The sequence below is a fragment of the Roseovarius sp. B-10 genome (genome assembly GCF_056859295.1).
This window is the reverse complement of sequence record NZ_JBSXOE010000044.1, coordinates 121,569-136,194: the sequence shown is the minus strand read 5'-3', so window position 1 is coordinate 136,194 and position 14,626 is coordinate 121,569. Positions and strand designations below refer to the sequence as shown.

Here is a 14,626-nt window from a genome sequence, read left to right as displayed (position 1 = left end):
GGCATGGCAACCTGTCTCACTCCTGAGACAGATCGCCCGTGCTTTCGTAGAGACCCAGCCGATTCATCCGCCGGTAGAGCGTCGCCCGCCCGACTCCCAGCGCCCGAGCCGCCTCCGAGACATTGCCACCCGCTCGCGCCAGCGCCCGAATCACCGCCGCGCGTTCGGCCTTCTCAAAGCCGCGCGGGCCGTCCTCGCGACCGAAAAGATCGCTTGCGGGCACCGGGCGGATCGCCGCTTCATTGCCTAGGTTGAACGCCTTGCGCGCCGCCCGCGTGGCCCCGACCACGATATCGTCGCTATCCACCGCCAGCAGCATCGCCGCCTCGCTCTCGTCGTGATCGGCATAGATGATGCGCGCACGCGGATAGGCGGCGCGAAAATTATCGGCCTCGATCTGCCGCGCGGTCTGCGCCACCATCGCACCGATCAGCCGGTTGAACGCCTCGGTCTGATCCGACCGCGCCGAGGACACGTCGAGCGCCGCCATGATCCGCCCGTTGGCCCCGTAGATCGGCGCATCCATGCAGCTCATCGCCGTGTTACGCGCCAGGAAGTGCTCGTCGCGATGGATGATGACCCGCCGATCCTCTGCGATGCAGGTGCCGATCCCGTTGGTGCCCTCGGCGGCCTCGGACCAGTCGGCTCCCTGCCACAGCCCCCAGTCCTCGAATACCGCCGCATCGGCATCGGCACAGCGCTGATCCAGCACCACGCCCTCGGCATCGGTCAACAACACGGCACAGCCCGAATGGCCCAGCAGACCGAACAGCTGATCCAGTTTCGGCGCGGCCACCTGAAGGAACTGCTCCAGCCCCACCTGCCGCTGCCGCAACTCGGCCTCCTCCACCCGCTCGGGCACGCGCCGCTCCGCGGGGTCCAGCCCATGCTTGAGCATCGACCGCCGCCAGGACGCCACCACCCGTGATCGTGCCGGAGCAGAGGTCGAGTGCAACTGTTCAAGCACCCGGTCCACATGGTTGCGCTTGTCGGTGATGGCGCGTCTCCCGCGATTGGCTATCGGATCAAGATACCCCACAGGGCCCGCCTGTGTAAATCCAGGGCCATCGTGACCCAGATCAAGGTGCCCGCCCGGAGTACCGGCTAATCTCTGGCGCAACGACCATCAAACCGGAGGGCCCCATGCTACGCCTTGGATTCATCCTGCATCTCTTCATCGGCTCCACCCTCGCGGGCTCTGCCGTGATCGCCGCGCTCGTCCTCGGCCGCGACACGCTCACGCCAATCCTGATCGCCGCCGCGCTCGGCTTCGTCGTGGCCTTTCCGGTGACGTGGATGGTGACCAAAAAGCTCTACGAAAACACCTGACCGACGCGCTCAGCTATCGAGCCACGCGCGCACCGCCGCCTCGAACTCGCGCGGCTTCTCGGCATGGAGCCAATGCCCCGCGCCTGGGATTTTCGCGAAGCGCGCGGCGGGAAACAGCGCCTTGATCCGGTCGCGGTGTTCAGGGCGGACATAGTCCGACTCCGCCCCGGACAGGAACAGCGTGCGGCCCTCGTAGATACCCGACACCTCGGGAAATCCGAGGATTTTCGGCATTTCCCGCGCCAGTGTATCGAGGTTGAGCAGCCAGCGCTTTGCCTTCACGTCAAGCGATTGCAGGAAGAACGGGACCAGGTCGGGGTTGTCCACCCGCTCCAGCAGTTGCGCGCCCGCGTCCGGGCGCCGCTCAACCCGGTCCAGGTCCACCGCCTTCATCGCCTCGACATACTGTACCTGACTGTGCCCATAGGCCACCGGCGCGATATCCGCCACGACGAGCCTGTTGACCAGATCGGGATGGCTCAGCGCCAGCACCATCGCCGCCTTGCCGCCCATCGAATGGCCCAGCACGTTCCACGCGCCACCGAGGTTCCCGATCACCTCGGCCAGATCCTCCGCCATCTCCGGGTAGCCATGCGTGTCGAACCACGGGCTGCCGCCGTGATTGCGCATGTCCACCGCCACCACGCGGCGCGTATCCGACAGCCGCTTGGCGATCACGCCCCAGTTGCGCGCCGACCCGTAGAGCCCGTGCGCGATCAACACTCCCGGCTTGTCAGAGGCGGTGCCATGCTCGATCATGTTCAACATGGGGGCCTGCATATCGCCGCACCGCGCCGATGACCAGCCCTCGGGACCGGGCCCGCACCCGGCGCGAGACCAGCACGGGGGAGAGCAGCCCGCCGATGATCGACACGAAGCAATTCGACGGCCGGATCACGGTGTTGCAAGCCGCGCTCAGGGAAAGGCTGGGGCTGCGCGGCCACTCGCTGGAACGGCAGGTCCGCCGCGCCGGACGGCTGTTGCCGCGCCGCCAGCGCCGCGCCGCCGCTACGCTTCTGGGCGCGCAGGACTGGATGAACCACCCCCGCCTTGCCCGCCTGCTCGACCACCGCGCCGTGGAGGCGGCCTTTGCCGACATGCACCGCCATCTCGACCGGATCGACCCGCGAGAGCGGCGCAACACGGCGATCCTGCGGCTCTTGGGCGGGATCGTGCTCAACCTGATGATCTTCGGCGTGCTGCTCTACCTGTTGTGGCGCTACGTCCACGCCGCCTAGCGCATGTTGCTCAAAAGTGGGAACCGGTTTTGAGCCCCTTGAACATGCGAAATCAACGAGTTGGAGCGTGTCGCATGAATGCGAATGAACGCGACACGCTCTAGCGATGATGCGGGTGGTGCCGCCAGCGGCGCACATTTTCTTCCAGCCGGTCGGCATAGGCGGCGCGCTCGGCGTCGCTCATCGCGGCCAGATGCGCCACCAGCGCCGCGTGCCCGGCCTCGAACCGGTCCGCCACCTGCGCGCGCTGCGCGTCGAGCCGCGCCGTCACCCGCGCCGCGTCGAAAGGCTGCGCACGCAAATCGGCCAGCAGCGCCTCGAAGCTTTCGCGCAACGCTGCCCGGCGCGCCTCTTGCGCGCCGGGCTCCCCGTGCAGCCGCGCCACGATGGCCACGCGCCCTTCGGCATCCAGCGCACGGGTGAGCGGCCCGCCCAGTTGCGCCAGCCGCGCGGAATGCGGCCCATGATCCCGGTGCGGCCCGATCCCGTGGCGTACCACCCAGCCGCCGATCACGCCCGCGACCAGCAGATTGAGTGCCAGCGACGCGATGAGGATGATGCGCCAGCCGCGCCCCTGCCCGCCCGTCTCCTCAGACATCAGAACCCCCCTCCCGTCTCCAGCGCCAGGTCGGGCGCGATATCGACCACGTAATCGCCCGCAGTCGGTTCCAGACCCGGCAGCACCTCGGGCAGGGCGAGCCCGATCCAGACCCCGGCAAGCCCTGCCGCTGCCAGCCCGGTCATCGCCGGCCAGCCGCCCAGCCCCTGCCGGATGCGCACCCACAGACCGGCGCGCGGCGCGACCGGCCGCGTTGCCGCCGCGTACCGGACCTGCGCGGCCTCGGCATCCTCCAGCACCCGTGCCATCAGGTCGGTGGACGGCGTGGGCGCCTGCCTGCGCGCGGCGTCAAAGAACGGCGCGAGCGCCGCCTCCTGCCAGTTGTCTTTGTCACTCGTCGACATATCCCAGCTCCTCCTTGCGCGCGGCCAGCGCCCGCGTCAGCGCGCGCCGTCCGCGCGTGGTCAGGCTCTCGACCGCCTCGACCGTGGTATCCATGATCTCGGCGATCTCGGGGTTGGCGCAGCCCTCGATATGGCGCAGCAGCACCGCCTGCCGCTGCCGCGCGGGCAGTTGCGCCAGCGCCGCCTGCAACGCCTCGGCGCGGGCGCGGTCCTGCATCCGCCCGGGCGCGTCGCAGGCCGGGTCGGGCGGCTCGGGCACGGCATCGAGCGCCACCGTACCGCCCCGCGCCCGGCGCTGCCGGTCGATGCACAGGTTGGCGACAACGCGATAGAGCCAGGTCGTGACCCGCGCCTCGCCCGCGCGCCAGTTCGCAGCCTGCCGCCATAGCCGCAGCATCGCCTCCTGCGCCACTTCCTCGGCCTCGGCGCGGCTGCCCAGAAGCCGCCCGGCATGGGCCAGCACCCGCGGGGTGAGCCGCAGCGTAAGCACCCGCGCCGCAGCCCGGTCGCCGCGCGCGAAGGCGTCGAGCAGGTCCTCATCGGACAGGTCGCTGCTGGCGTCGAGGGGCATGGTCATCACGCGCGAGGCTAGCGCCGCGCCCGCCGCGTCACAAGCGGCGGGCGCGGATGGACTCAGTTGTCGTAGTAGTAATGGTGGTGGATGACGACGCCACCCTGCCCCATGCCACTCCCGTCCTTGCCGTGGTGCCGCGCGCCGTGATGACCCATGCCCGCGCCACCTCCGTGGCGGTCGCCGTGGCGCTCGCCGTGATGCCGCCCGTAGCGCTGTCCGCCCTCCGGTCCATGATACATCTCGCGCATGTTCGCGAATTCATCGCGCGAAATGGCTCCGTCGCCATCGGCATCGATCCGCCCGAACATGCGCCCGGCGGGGCCTGCTTGCAGCTCTTCCAGCGTCAGCATCCCGTCGCCGTCACCGTCATGCCGGGCGATCATCCGATCTGCACGCGCACCGATCCGCTCGGCGGCCTGTTCGGTCATGCGCGCCACCATCTCGTCGCGGCTGACCTTGCCGTCGTCATCTGCATCCGCCTCGCCGAAGCGCTCGGCCATGTTCATTGGCCCGTAGCCCTGCATGCCCATGCCTTGGCCCATGCCCATGCCTTGGCCCATACCTTGGCCCATGCCCATGCCCTGGCCCATACCTTGGCCCATGCCGCCCTGCTGTTGCGCCTCGGCCGCCGCGTTCAGCCCGCCGCCCAGAGCGATGACGAGCGCGAGCCCCGCCAGACGTCCCATATGTCGCATGATGATCTCTCCTCGTGTGATCGGTGTTGCGGTGCCACCTCTTTTCCGGGCACCCATAGCCTGATACGGCTCAAGCGGGACGTTCCGGCGCGCCCTGGGCGATTTTTTTCGCAGACGGTCCGCGCGGGCACGCGACATGGCGCCGCAAGGACAGGCTGTCGCCTTCAAATCCGGCGCGCACCACGCCATGTTCGCGCCACCAGCCGCGAGAGGACACAATGCGCGATACCACCGCCACCGAGATCACCAGCACCGAACGCGACGCCCGCCGCGCGATGTGGCGCGGCTTCCGCGGCAAGTGCCCCAATTGCGGCAGCGGCCCGCTCCTGCGCAGCTATCTCAAGGTGCGCGACCATTGCCCGGTCTGCCGCGAGGATCTCAGCCACCAGCGCGCAGATGACGGACCGGCCTACCTGACCATCCTGATCGTCGGCCACCTGATGGCACCCCTCCTGATGTTCGTGTTCGAGACGTGGCGGCCCGAGCCGCTCGTGCTGTTCACCACATTCGCTGTTGGCACCATCGCGCTGTCGCTATACCTTCTGCCGCGCCTCAAGGGGGCCATGGTCGGCCTGCAATGGGCCAAGAGAATGCACGGATTCGGGGGCGAGGACTGACGCCCCGCCACGCGGAAAGAGGGGCGAATGCCTGACACGCAGACAGACGCAGCGCCGGTGCCGGTGCGCGACGCCGCCACGGTGATCGTGCTGCGCGAGCATGCAGGCGCGCCGCATGTGCTCATGGGGCAGCGCGGCGCCGCTGCGGCCTTCATGCCCAACAAGGTCGTCTTTCCCGGCGGCGCGGTCGATGAGTCCGACGCCACTGTTCCCCTCGCGCGCCCGCTGCCGCCGCTCTGCGCCGAACGGCTGCGCGAGGATTGCGACCGCGACCTCGGCCAAGCGCTCGCCGCCGCCGCAATCCGCGAGTTGTGGGAAGAAACCGGCCTCGCCCTCGGCACGCCCGGCGCGTGGCCCGGCGCGGCACCGCCCGACTGGACAGGGTTCGCCGCGCGCGGGCTTGTGCCGCGCGCCGACGCGCTGCAATTCGTGTTCCGCGCGATCACCCCGCCGGGCCGCCCGCGCCGCTTCGATGCGCGGTTCTTCCTCGTCCATGCCGAGGCCATCGCCGGGGACCCCGACGACTTCTCGGCCGCTTGCGAGGAGTTGAGCCACTTGCAATGGGTGCCTTTGACCGAGGCACGCCGCCACGACCTGCCCTTCATCACCGAAGTCGTACTCGCAGAGGTGAGCGCGCGCGCCCACGACCGCACGCCGCCCGCCTCGGTGCCGTTCTTCCGCAATGACGACGAGGAGAGCCTGTTCCTGCGGCTCAAGGGGATGCCGTCGGCCTGAGCCGGGGCCGCGCTACGTCGTCTCGTCCCGCAGCGCGCGCAGGTGATCCGGCAAGGCGCGCGCGGTGACCGCGGCCTCACGCAACAGCCCGTCGAAATGCCGGGTCATGGCCTGTACCCGCTCGGTATCGCGAAACACCAGGTAATTGCGCCCAAGGTAGAGCACCGCCAGCAACGGGCCGAAGATCGTGACCGGCGCGGAATAGAGCCGGCGGGCGTCGAACAGGTAAAGCCGCAGGCCGGGATAGAGCTGTGATGTGACCGCGATGAAATGGTCGAGCTGCGCGCGCCGGACATCGTCGGGCAGATCGCGGTAATAGCCCTCGCCGCGTGCGAAACTCTCGACCTCGAAGAGCGGCAGCGCGATCTCGTAGTCCGAGCGCGCGGCGCGCATCCACGTCATACGATCCTCCGACGCACCGATCGCCTGGTCGGTGGAGCGCCCCAGATGCGGCGCGTATTCCCATTCCAGCATCTCGCGGGTCTTGAGCATGTCGGGCAGACCGGCGGGCACGTGGCGGATCTTGTAGCCCGCTGCCTCCTTGTGCCACTGGAAAATCTGCTCGTCGACCAGCGCGCGCGGCGCCTCGGTCAGCGACAGCGTATTGGCCAGCATGTCGGCGGCGGTCTCTGGCCGGTCGGTAAGTCCCAGAAGCCAATCGGCCGATACCCCGAGCGCGCCCGCGCATTCGCCCACCACCTGCGCGTTGGGCAGCCGCGCCCCCACCCCCTTGAGCAGTTGCGACACCGTGGAACGATCCACCCCGATGGCGCGGGCGAGCGCGCTTTGATTGGTATCACGCAGGCGCATCGCCTCGGCCAGGCGGCTACGGAACAGGGTGGCGCGTAAACGTTTGTCGATTTTTTCAGTCATTTGGTGATTAAAATCACATTTGCGTAGAAATGTTAACCATTTCCGAAATGGCCGATCAATCAAATCGCAAGCATTCTACAGGCATCGTCCAACCAAATCGGAGGTGTCATGGAGACGCGATTGCGTAGCATCGTGAAGGCGGTGATCTGGAACCTGCTCGGGCTCTCGGTCATGGCGACGGTCGGGTTGCTCGTCACCGGCTCGCTCACGGCGGGCGGGCTGATGGCGGCGATCAACACCGCGATCGGCTTTGCCACCTACGTGATCTACGAGCGCGTCTGGTCCCGCATCCACTGGGGTCGCAGCCATGGATAAGCTGCGCATGCCCGCCGTGGAATGGCCAACGCTGGCGCTGCTGATCGCCTGCTACGGCGCCTGGATCATCGGCACCACATGGGCGGCGGCGCTGTGGCTGCCGCTGGGGGTTGCCGTCACCGGGGTGGCTATCGCGCTGCATTCCTCGCTGTGCCACGAGGCGCTGCACGGCCACCCGTTCCGTCAGCGCCTGTGGAACGAGGCGGTGGTCTTTCCCTGCCTGTGCCTGGTCATCCCTTATGGCCGGTTCCGCGACACCCATCTCGCGCACCACCGAGAAGAGCACCTGACCGACCCCTATGACGACCCCGAATCGAACTATCTCGACCCGGGCGTGTGGGGCCGCCTGCCGCGCTGGGGGCGCGTGGTGCTGCGGGCCAACAACACGCTGGCGGGGCGGCTGATTCTCGGGCCACTCATCGCGCAGGTGGCCTTCCTGCGCGCCGATTGGCAGGCCATCCGCGCAGGCGACCGGTCGGTGCTGCGCTCATGGGTCTGGCATGTGCCGCAGGTGGCGGTGGTGCTGGCATGGGTGTGGTATGCGCCGATGCCGCTCTGGGCCTACCTCGCAGCAGTGTGGATCGGCATCGCGCTCCTGAAGATCCGCACCTTCCTCGAGCACCGCGCACACGAGCGCGCGAGCGGGCGCACCGTGATCGTCGAGGATCGGGGACCGCTGGCGCTCTTGTTTCTCAACAACAACCTGCACGCGGTGCACCACATGCACCCCGAGGTGCCGTGGTACCGGCTGCCCGCGCTCTACGCCGCGCGGCGCGAGCATTACCAGCGGCGCAACAGCGGCTATGTCTACCGCTCCTATGGCGCGATCTTCCGCGACTACCTGTGGCGGGCCAAGGACCCGGTGCCGCATCCGCTCTGGCCGTGGCGCCGGGGGTGAGGTGAGGGACAAAGTTTGGCCTTGAACTGCCACTCGCCTCCTGCCCCCGCGCGGAATCAAGGCGTGCTTGCACGCCGCCGCGCGAGCGCCCGACCGCCCCCGGGGCGGGCGCTTTTGCAACGTTACAAGTAGCTATAGCGTAAGAAATATTTTGCACCATAAACCGCGCAGCACATACGTTGGTGCGCCCTCCCGCGGTCGGGCACCCGCGCGGCTCATCGCAAGGTGCCGAAGATCCCCTCCAGGCCAACTCCCGACACTCCCACCCTGCAACGGTGCTGGCCTCTCTCTGCAATCCGTTGCATGACAGGCCATGGACGCCTGGATCCTTCTCTCCATCGCCGCGGCGGCATTTCAGACGCTGCGTTTCGTGCTGCAAAAGCGGCTGAGCATGGGCACGCTCAGCGCGGGCGGCGCGACGCTCGCGCGGTTCCTCTATTCCGCGCCGTTCGTGGTGGTGCTTGCAGGTGGCTACCTCGTCGCCACTAGCGCCGCATGGCCCGGCATGACACCTGCCTTCTTGGCCTACGCGGTGGCGGGCGGGCTGTCGCAGATCCTCGCCACCTGGGCCGTGATCGCCCTTTTTGCCGAGCGCAATTTCGCCGTCGGCATCACCTTCAAGAAGACCGAGGTGGTCCAGACCGCGCTGGTGGGTCTTGTGGTGCTGGGCGACCGGGTCGGGCTGGCCGGCTTCGGCGCGATCCTACTGGGGCTCGCGGGCGTACTGCTCCTGTCGGAGATGCCCGGAACGGCCGAGCGCTGGTGGCGGCGGCTGGGCACGCGCGCGGCGCTTCTGGGCCTCGGCTCGGGGGCGCTCTTTGCGGTCTCGGCCGTGGGCTATCGCGGTGCGACGCTTGAAATCGCGAGCGCCGATCCGCTGATGCGCGCGGGCATCACGCTTGCCGCGGTGACGCTTATGCAGACGGCGGCGCTGGCGCTCTGGCTGGCATGGCGCGAGCCGGGGCAGTTGGGGCGCGTCGTCGCGGCGCGGCGGGTGGCGGTGTGGATCGGGCTGTCGGGCATGGCCGGCAGCCTGTGCTGGTTCACCGCCTTCACGCTGCAAAGCGCGGCAATGGTGTTTGCCGTGGGGCAGGTCGAGGTGATCTTCTCGCTGCTGGCCTCGGCCCTGATCTTCGGCGAGCGGCTCACCCGGCGCGAGGGGCTTGGCATCGCGCTGGTCACGGTCTCGGTGATTGCGGTGGCGGCGCTGCGGTGACGGCCCGACACGCGCACCCGTCAGGCTACACCGTCAGGCCGCGCCTCTACTCCCGCTGCATCCGCACCGGGATTTCCCGCGCCAGCCGGATCAGGTGCGCCATGTAGGGCTTGTCGCCGTCCACCTCGCGGATCGCGGCATAGAGCCGCTTGGTCTTGCCCTCCGCCGTCAGCGGGCGTGTGACGTAATCCGTACTCGTCTTTACCTCGCGCACCACCCAGTCGGGCAGCACCGCCACCCCGCGATTGGACGCCACCAACAGCAGGATCACCGCCGTCAACTCCACCTGCCTTATGCTGCGCGGCTCCACCCGCGCGGGCGTCAGCAACTCGGTGAACACGTCGAGCCGCGAGCGATCCACCGGGTAGGTGATGAGCACCTCGTCCTGAAAATCGGCCGCCTCCACATACGCCTTCTTCGCCAGCGGGTGCTGCGATGAGGCGACAAAGACCGGCTCGTAGTCGAACAGCGGCTTGAACGTGATCCCCGGCAGGTCCTCGGGGTCCGACGACACCACGAGATCGACCTCCTCCTTTTGCAGCGCGGGCAACGCGTCAAACGCGAGCCCGGGCCGGATATCGACGTCCACCTCACTCCAGCTCTTGCGGAATCGCTCCAGCACCGGGAACAGCCACTCGAAACAGGCATGGCACTCGATGGCGATATGCATCCGCCCCGCGCTGCCCTCGCGCAGCCCCTCGAACTCGTGCTCCAGCGCCTCTATCTCGGGCAGGATCTTCTCGGCCAGTCGCAGCAGGCGCTGCCCCGCCGCCGACAGCCGCAAGGGCTTGGAACGGCGCACGAAAAGCTCCACCCCCGCCTGCTCCTCCAGCCCCTTGATCTGGTGGCTGAGCGCCGATTGCGTGATGTGCAGCATCTCCGCCGCCCGCGCCAATCCCCCCGCATGGTGAATCGCGCGGATCGTGCGGAGATGGCGAAACTCGATATGCATTATTAGCGCACCTCATCCAAACCATGAAATTAATGAGGTTGTCTCACAATGCCCCGCCTGCAACAAGGGCCGGGACAGTTCTTCGCATGACAGGATAAACCCGATGACAACGCCGCGCATCTCCTTCGAGTTCTTCCCGCCCAAGACGCTCGAGGCCTCGTTCCGCCTGTGGGACACGATCCACACCCTCGCCCCGCTTGGTCCCCGCTTCGTTTCGGTCACCTACGGCGCGGGCGGCACCACGCGCGAGCTGACGCGCGAGGCCGTGGGCGCGCTGCACAACGCCACCGGCCTCAACGTCGCCGCGCACCTCACCTGCGTCGATGCGAGCCGCGCCGAGACGCTGGCCATCGCCGATCAGTTCGCGCGCGGAGGCGTGTCCGAAATCGTCGCCCTGCGCGGCGACCCGCCCAAGGGCTCGAATGGCTTTGCCCCCCACCCCGATGGGTTTGCCGATAGCTGCGAGCTGATCTCGGCGCTGGCCGACACGGGCAAATTCACCATTCGCGTCGGTGCCTACCCCGAAAAACACCCCGAGGCCGCCGACCAAAAGGCCGATATCGACTGGCTCAAGCGCAAGATCGACGCCGGCGCCACGGAGGCGATCACGCAATTCTTCTTCGAGGCAGAGACCTTCCTGCGCTTCCGCGACGCCTGCGCGGCGGCAGGGATCGACGCGCCGATCATCCCCGGCGTCCTGCCGGTCGAGAACTGGACCGGCGCGCGCAAGTTCGCCGTCTCCTGCGGCACGCAGATCCCGGCGTGGCTCGACGACGCCTTTGCCAAGGCGATCCGCGATGACCGCCACGACCTGCTGGCCACGGCCATCGCCACCGAGCTGTGCAGCGACCTGATCGAGGAAGGCGTGGAAGACCTGCATTTCTACACGCTCAACCGCCCCGATCTGACCCGCGATGTATGCCACGCACTCGGCGTCACCCCGCGGTTGGAACTGCGCGACGTGGCCTGACCGGCCCTGCCGGTCGCGCACGCAGACCTGTGACGCGCCATCCCCCCGGCCCCCGGTCGAGGCGGATCGCGCGGCGCTTGCCTTGGCGGGGGCCGCACCCTACCAATGCCGGACCAGACCGGAGTCCGCCATGCCACGCATTCCCGCTACCTCCCCCGCTGACCTGCCCGACCGCGCGGCGATCCTCGCACGGACGGGCCTCGCCTTCGTCGAGGACATGATCGCAGGACGCCTGCCGCCACCGCCCATCGGCGTGGCCCTGGGCTTTGCACCCACCGAGGCCGCGCGCGGTCGCGCGGTCTTCGAGGGGGCGGCGCGGTTCGATGCGATGAACCCGATGGGCGGGGTGCATGGCGGTTGGTACGGGGCCATCCTCGACAGTTGCATGGGATGCGCGGTGATGACCGACCTCGCACAGGGCGAGCTGTACACCACGCTGGATTTCTCGGTGAACATTACCCGCGCGCTGCCCCTCGGCATCCCTGTGCGCGCCGTGGGCGAGGTGCAGCACCGCGGCCGCAGCACCGCCGTGGCGCGCGGAGAATTACGCGGACGCGACGACGACCGGCTCTACGCCACCGGCACCACCACCTGCCTCGTCATGCGGCCCGAGGAGGGGTAGGTGCGCGCGGTGCGTCGGAGGCGCACGGTTGGCCTGGAGCGGACGGTCCGTACAACGGTTGAAGAGCCGCGCAGCGCCCGACCGCCGGGTGGGCGCAATACCGGTTATGCGGCGCGATTTATGGTGCAAAATACTTCTGCAATCACAGCTACTTGCGACGTTGAGGGGCGCCCGCCCGAGGGGGCGGCCGGGCGCTGCGCGGCGGCGCGTTCCGCGCCTTGATTCCGCGCATTGGCACCAAGCTGTGAAGGTTCGCTAAAGGCCAAACCGCACCCCAACCCCCTTCGCGCTCACACCCCGCCACGCTCCTTGAGCAGCCCCGTCAGGCGCGGGCCACGCCAGCCGGTGCGCACCCGGCCGCCCACGCTCTCGTGGATGCGCTCGGACGGGTCGCGCCCGACGATGCGCGGCCCGCGAAACAGCAGCGCCTTGCTCCAGCCCACCCATGTACCGACCGAGGGCGCCGCCACATCCTGCGGGAAGCGCGCGCGCCAGTCCTCGGGCAGGCGCAGCCCACAGCCCTCCATCCGTTCCAGCATCCACACCAGCGGAATGTTCGACAGCGGCCGCGCCGCGAGAAAGCCGCAGAGCTGGCCGCCCACGTCCGAATGGCAGCCACGGAACCAGACCTGCTCCACATGGCCGCCGAAGCCGGGCGGGCACTCCCACAACACCGGCGTATAGGCGCGCCGCGTCTCGTCAAGCGCCAGCGCGTGATAGCCGTGCCGCGTGGTATGGCCCAGATGATGGTTGTGAAAACTGTGCCGGTCGGCGCGGAAATACCGCAAGAGCGGCACACGCAGCCCCAGCGCCTTCACCGTGTCCCACACGCCGATCATCTCCACATGGGTGTCGGGTAGGCAATGGGCGCGCGCGAAATCGAGCGCGGCGGGATTGTCGGGGGCGCATTCGTAATGCCGCCACGCGGCGCGCACGTTGCGCTCGGTCGCCATTTCCGATCGCAACAGGCCGATCCGGTCGATCACACCGGCCAGCGAGCGCACCGCGTAGGCCCCGCGCGAATACCCCATCAGGAAAATCCGGTCGCCGGGGCGGTATCGGCTCGACAGGTACCCATAGGCGCGCCGGATCTGCCGGTTGATGCCGCGCCCGAGGATAATGTCGCCGGTGGCGCGCCAGTCGCGCCATTGAATCCCCGCCTCGTAGAACAGCGACATCTGTGGCCCCGCCACCTCGCGCAACAGCTTGTAGGTCAGCCCCGCGTTCGTCTCGCAGCCCGTGGCCAGCGTGGACATGGTGCCGTCCAGAATCAGCACGTGATCGACCGGCCCGCGCCGCGGCCCGGCGGCGGTGTGCCCCTCGGTCGGGCCGGGGCGCAGCCAGTCATAGATCGCCCGTGTCCAGTTGCGCCAGGCCATTGCTTAGCCGGTCTCCATGCCGCGCGGGGTCCATCCCCGCGCCCCCTCAATATAGGCGAACCATGCTGAAAAAATCCTGAATTCCCGTCAAATTGATCGTGATCGCGCCATCACAGCCGCGCCACCGTCACAACGTCGCGCAGACCATAGCCATTGAACGGCGTGCTGAGCGCCCTCGTATACGCCCCCATCCCGTCGATCAGCAGGTGGTCACCCTCTTCCATGTCGCCCGGCAGCGGCAGCGGATCGGGCAGCCGGTCGATGCTGTCGCAGGTCGGGCCGAACACGACCCGCTCGACCGGTGCGCCGCGCCGTTCGCTGCCACCGGGCGCGATCACCCGGATGCGGTCGGGCGCGCCGATATCGCGAATCTCCGTCAGCCCGCCATAGACCCCGTCGTTGAGAAACACCGCGCCGCCCGTGCGCAGCGTCTTGACACGCAGGCCCAGCGTGACCGCCTCGGCCACCATCGCGCGCCCCGGCTCGCACACCAGCGCGGGCGGATACGCAGGGAAATGCCGCGCCACCTCCGCACCGATATGGTCGAAGATCGCCGACAGGTTCGGCGCCGCGCCGGTGCGGTGCGAGGCAAACCCGCCGCCGACGTTGAGCCGCGCCAGCCGCACGCCCGCCATCTCCGCCACCTCTGCCGCGGCCCGGATATAGGCCCCCCACGCCGCCGGGTCGGCGCATTGCGTGCCGGGATGAAAGGTCAGCGACGGCACATAGCCCCGCGCCGCCACCCTGCGCAGCAGGTCTGCCGCCGCGTCCGGGGCCAGCCCGAATTTCGCCCCGAAATCATAGGCCGCACCCGCGACGCTCAGCGCCAATCGCACGCTCATCTCCGCGCCCTCGGGCACCGCCCCGCACAGCTTGTCGAACTCGCGCGGGCAATCCACCGAATAGGCACGCACGCCCAGCCGCGCCGCCTCGGCCACCTCGGCCGGGCTTCGCACCGGGTTGTGGTAATGCAGCACCGCGCGGCCCGAGACCGCGCGCACCGCGTGCATCTCCGCGGGGCTCGCCACGTCGAAGGCGTCAATCCCTGCCGCCACGAGGTTGGCCAGCACCTCCTCGCCCGGGTTGGCCTTGACCGCATAGCTCACCAGCCCGGGAAAACCCGCCTGAAAGGCGCGCGCCGTGGCCTGCAACCGGTCCGGCGAGAAGTAGAGCACCGGTTCATCCGGCGCCATGCGCGCAATATGAGAGACGGGGTCGGGCCAGGGTTCGGCGTGCTGCATCGGGGGCCT

19 protein-coding genes are annotated in these 14,626 nt (G+C 68.7%); 9 read left to right on the top strand and 10 right to left on the bottom strand.

Going from position 1 to position 14,626, the window contains the following annotated elements:
- Window positions 1-16: 16 nt before the first annotated feature.
- Window positions 17-898 carry a GAF domain-containing protein gene (locus AC13D8_RS19860; RefSeq protein ID WP_482970356.1) on the bottom strand — a complete coding sequence of 294 codons (882 nt, stop codon included), beginning with the start codon at window positions 896-898 and terminating at the stop codon, window positions 17-19.
- 245 nt (window positions 899-1,143) lie between these two features.
- Here AC13D8_RS19860 and AC13D8_RS19855 point away from each other — a divergent pair, with 245 nt between their 5' ends.
- Window positions 1,144-1,329 carry a CTP synthetase gene (locus tag AC13D8_RS19855; RefSeq protein WP_482970264.1) on the top strand — a complete coding sequence of 62 codons (186 nt, stop codon included), beginning with the start codon at window positions 1,144-1,146 and terminating at the stop codon, window positions 1,327-1,329.
- A gap of 9 nt (window positions 1,330-1,338) precedes the next feature.
- On the opposite strand, the gene AC13D8_RS19850 is transcribed toward AC13D8_RS19855, so the two are convergent.
- Entirely contained in the window at window positions 1,339-2,097 is a 759-nt protein-coding gene (locus AC13D8_RS19850) for an alpha/beta fold hydrolase (RefSeq protein ID WP_482970263.1), read from the bottom strand.
- Window positions 2,098-2,192: 95 nt separating this feature from the next.
- On the opposite strand from AC13D8_RS19850, the gene AC13D8_RS19845 reads away from it, so the two are divergent.
- Window positions 2,193-2,567: a hypothetical protein gene (locus tag AC13D8_RS19845; RefSeq protein WP_482970262.1), complete on the top strand. Its 375-nt coding sequence runs from the start codon at window positions 2,193-2,195 to the stop codon at window positions 2,565-2,567.
- A 100-nt stretch (window positions 2,568-2,667) separates the two neighbouring features.
- Here AC13D8_RS19845 and AC13D8_RS19840 read toward each other — a convergent pair whose 3' ends face one another.
- The 4 genes from AC13D8_RS19840 to AC13D8_RS19825 are packed head-to-tail and all read right to left on the bottom strand — an operon-like array spanning window position 2,668 to window position 4,799.
- Window positions 2,668-3,165, bottom strand: coding sequence for a periplasmic heavy metal sensor (locus AC13D8_RS19840; RefSeq protein ID WP_482970261.1), 498 nt, complete (start codon window positions 3,163-3,165; stop codon window positions 2,668-2,670).
- Window positions 3,165-3,530, bottom strand: coding sequence for a hypothetical protein (locus AC13D8_RS19835; protein WP_482970260.1), 366 nt, complete (start codon window positions 3,528-3,530; stop codon window positions 3,165-3,167). The genes AC13D8_RS19840 and AC13D8_RS19835 overlap by 1 nt, the downstream gene beginning before the upstream one ends.
- Window positions 3,517-4,107 (bottom strand): RNA polymerase sigma factor, encoded by a 591-nt coding sequence (locus tag AC13D8_RS19830; RefSeq protein ID WP_482970259.1) that lies wholly within the window; start codon window positions 4,105-4,107, stop codon window positions 3,517-3,519. The genes AC13D8_RS19835 and AC13D8_RS19830 overlap by 14 nt, the downstream gene beginning before the upstream one ends.
- Before the next feature lie 56 nt (window positions 4,108-4,163).
- Window positions 4,164-4,799, bottom strand: a complete 636-nt coding sequence (locus tag AC13D8_RS19825; RefSeq protein WP_482970258.1) for an EF-hand domain-containing protein — start codon at window positions 4,797-4,799, stop codon at window positions 4,164-4,166.
- Between the two features lie 218 nt (window positions 4,800-5,017).
- Between AC13D8_RS19825 and AC13D8_RS19820 the strand changes: the two genes are divergently transcribed.
- Together AC13D8_RS19820 and AC13D8_RS19815 are read left to right on the top strand one after the other, a co-directional pair.
- On the top strand, window positions 5,018-5,416 hold the full coding sequence (locus AC13D8_RS19820) for a DUF983 domain-containing protein (RefSeq protein WP_482970257.1): 399 nt from the start codon (window positions 5,018-5,020) through the stop codon (window positions 5,414-5,416).
- A 27-nt stretch (window positions 5,417-5,443) separates the two neighbouring features.
- On the top strand, window positions 5,444-6,151 hold the full coding sequence (locus AC13D8_RS19815) for an NUDIX hydrolase (RefSeq protein ID WP_482970256.1): 708 nt from the start codon (window positions 5,444-5,446) through the stop codon (window positions 6,149-6,151).
- A gap of 12 nt (window positions 6,152-6,163) precedes the next feature.
- Here AC13D8_RS19815 and AC13D8_RS19810 read toward each other — a convergent pair whose 3' ends face one another.
- Window positions 6,164-7,024, bottom strand: coding sequence for a helix-turn-helix domain-containing protein (locus tag AC13D8_RS19810; protein WP_482970255.1), 861 nt, complete (start codon window positions 7,022-7,024; stop codon window positions 6,164-6,166).
- 108 nt (window positions 7,025-7,132) lie between these two features.
- On the opposite strand from AC13D8_RS19810, the gene AC13D8_RS19805 reads away from it, so the two are divergent.
- The 3 genes from AC13D8_RS19805 (at window position 7,133) to AC13D8_RS19795 (ending at window position 9,453) form a co-directional block, all read left to right on the top strand.
- A complete protein-coding gene (locus tag AC13D8_RS19805; RefSeq protein WP_129431527.1) occupies window positions 7,133-7,339 on the top strand; it encodes a DUF2061 domain-containing protein in 207 nt (68 codons plus the stop codon).
- Entirely contained in the window at window positions 7,332-8,237 is a 906-nt protein-coding gene (locus tag AC13D8_RS19800) for a fatty acid desaturase (protein WP_241691051.1), read from the top strand. Before AC13D8_RS19805 ends, AC13D8_RS19800 begins: the two co-directional genes overlap by 8 nt.
- A 313-nt stretch (window positions 8,238-8,550) precedes the next feature.
- On the top strand, window positions 8,551-9,453 hold the full coding sequence (locus tag AC13D8_RS19795) for an EamA family transporter (RefSeq protein ID WP_482970254.1): 903 nt from the start codon (window positions 8,551-8,553) through the stop codon (window positions 9,451-9,453).
- Window positions 9,454-9,499: 46 nt separating this feature from the next.
- On the opposite strand, the gene AC13D8_RS19790 is transcribed toward AC13D8_RS19795, so the two are convergent.
- Complete coding sequence (locus tag AC13D8_RS19790) at window positions 9,500-10,405, bottom strand: LysR family transcriptional regulator (protein WP_104017542.1); 906 nt, start codon at window positions 10,403-10,405, stop codon at window positions 9,500-9,502.
- A gap of 103 nt (window positions 10,406-10,508) precedes the next feature.
- Between AC13D8_RS19790 and metF the strand changes: the two genes are divergently transcribed.
- Both metF and AC13D8_RS19780 read left to right on the top strand, forming a co-directional pair.
- Window positions 10,509-11,375 (top strand): methylenetetrahydrofolate reductase [NAD(P)H], encoded by an 867-nt coding sequence (gene metF / locus AC13D8_RS19785; protein ID WP_482970253.1) that lies wholly within the window; start codon window positions 10,509-10,511, stop codon window positions 11,373-11,375.
- 130 nt (window positions 11,376-11,505) lie between these two features.
- Window positions 11,506-11,997, top strand: coding sequence for a PaaI family thioesterase (locus tag AC13D8_RS19780; protein WP_482970252.1), 492 nt, complete (start codon window positions 11,506-11,508; stop codon window positions 11,995-11,997).
- A 290-nt stretch (window positions 11,998-12,287) separates the two neighbouring features.
- Here the strand turns inward: AC13D8_RS19780 and AC13D8_RS19775 are convergent, their stop codons facing one another.
- Window positions 12,288-13,376, bottom strand: coding sequence for a DUF2235 domain-containing protein (locus AC13D8_RS19775; protein ID WP_482970251.1), 1,089 nt, complete (start codon window positions 13,374-13,376; stop codon window positions 12,288-12,290).
- Window positions 13,377-13,486: 110 nt separating this feature from the next.
- Window positions 13,487-14,617, bottom strand: coding sequence for a type III PLP-dependent enzyme (locus AC13D8_RS19770; protein WP_482970250.1), 1,131 nt, complete (start codon window positions 14,615-14,617; stop codon window positions 13,487-13,489).
- Window positions 14,618-14,626 lie beyond the last annotated feature (9 nt).

Coding starts and splice junctions, on each gene's coding strand:
- AC13D8_RS19780 (WP_482970252.1), top strand. CDS start 11,506: ATGCCACGCATTCCCGCTACCTCCCCCGCTGACCTGCCCGACCGCGCG.
- AC13D8_RS19790 (WP_104017542.1), bottom strand. CDS start 10,405: ATGCATATCGAGTTTCGCCATCTCCGCACGATCCGCGCGATTCACCAT.
- AC13D8_RS19805 (WP_129431527.1), top strand. CDS start 7,133: ATGGAGACGCGATTGCGTAGCATCGTGAAGGCGGTGATCTGGAACCTG.
- AC13D8_RS19795 (WP_482970254.1), top strand. CDS start 8,551: ATGGACGCCTGGATCCTTCTCTCCATCGCCGCGGCGGCATTTCAGACG.
- AC13D8_RS19820 (WP_482970257.1), top strand. CDS start 5,018: ATGCGCGATACCACCGCCACCGAGATCACCAGCACCGAACGCGACGCC.
- AC13D8_RS19810 (WP_482970255.1), bottom strand. CDS start 7,024: ATGACTGAAAAAATCGACAAACGTTTACGCGCCACCCTGTTCCGTAGC.
- AC13D8_RS19840 (WP_482970261.1), bottom strand. CDS start 3,165: ATGTCTGAGGAGACGGGCGGGCAGGGGCGCGGCTGGCGCATCATCCTC.
- AC13D8_RS19845 (WP_482970262.1), top strand. CDS start 2,193: ATGATCGACACGAAGCAATTCGACGGCCGGATCACGGTGTTGCAAGCC.
- AC13D8_RS19835 (WP_482970260.1), bottom strand. CDS start 3,530: ATGTCGACGAGTGACAAAGACAACTGGCAGGAGGCGGCGCTCGCGCCG.
- AC13D8_RS19815 (WP_482970256.1), top strand. CDS start 5,444: ATGCCTGACACGCAGACAGACGCAGCGCCGGTGCCGGTGCGCGACGCC.
- AC13D8_RS19775 (WP_482970251.1), bottom strand. CDS start 13,376: ATGGCCTGGCGCAACTGGACACGGGCGATCTATGACTGGCTGCGCCCC.
- AC13D8_RS19855 (WP_482970264.1), top strand. CDS start 1,144: ATGCTACGCCTTGGATTCATCCTGCATCTCTTCATCGGCTCCACCCTC.
- AC13D8_RS19770 (WP_482970250.1), bottom strand. CDS start 14,617: ATGCAGCACGCCGAACCCTGGCCCGACCCCGTCTCTCATATTGCGCGC.
- AC13D8_RS19830 (WP_482970259.1), bottom strand. CDS start 4,107: ATGACCATGCCCCTCGACGCCAGCAGCGACCTGTCCGATGAGGACCTG.
- AC13D8_RS19850 (WP_482970263.1), bottom strand. CDS start 2,097: ATGTTGAACATGATCGAGCATGGCACCGCCTCTGACAAGCCGGGAGTG.
- AC13D8_RS19860 (WP_482970356.1), bottom strand. CDS start 898: ATGCTCAAGCATGGGCTGGACCCCGCGGAGCGGCGCGTGCCCGAGCGG.
- metF (WP_482970253.1), top strand. CDS start 10,509: ATGACAACGCCGCGCATCTCCTTCGAGTTCTTCCCGCCCAAGACGCTC.
- AC13D8_RS19800 (WP_241691051.1), top strand. CDS start 7,332: ATGGATAAGCTGCGCATGCCCGCCGTGGAATGGCCAACGCTGGCGCTG.
- AC13D8_RS19825 (WP_482970258.1), bottom strand. CDS start 4,799: ATGCGACATATGGGACGTCTGGCGGGGCTCGCGCTCGTCATCGCTCTG.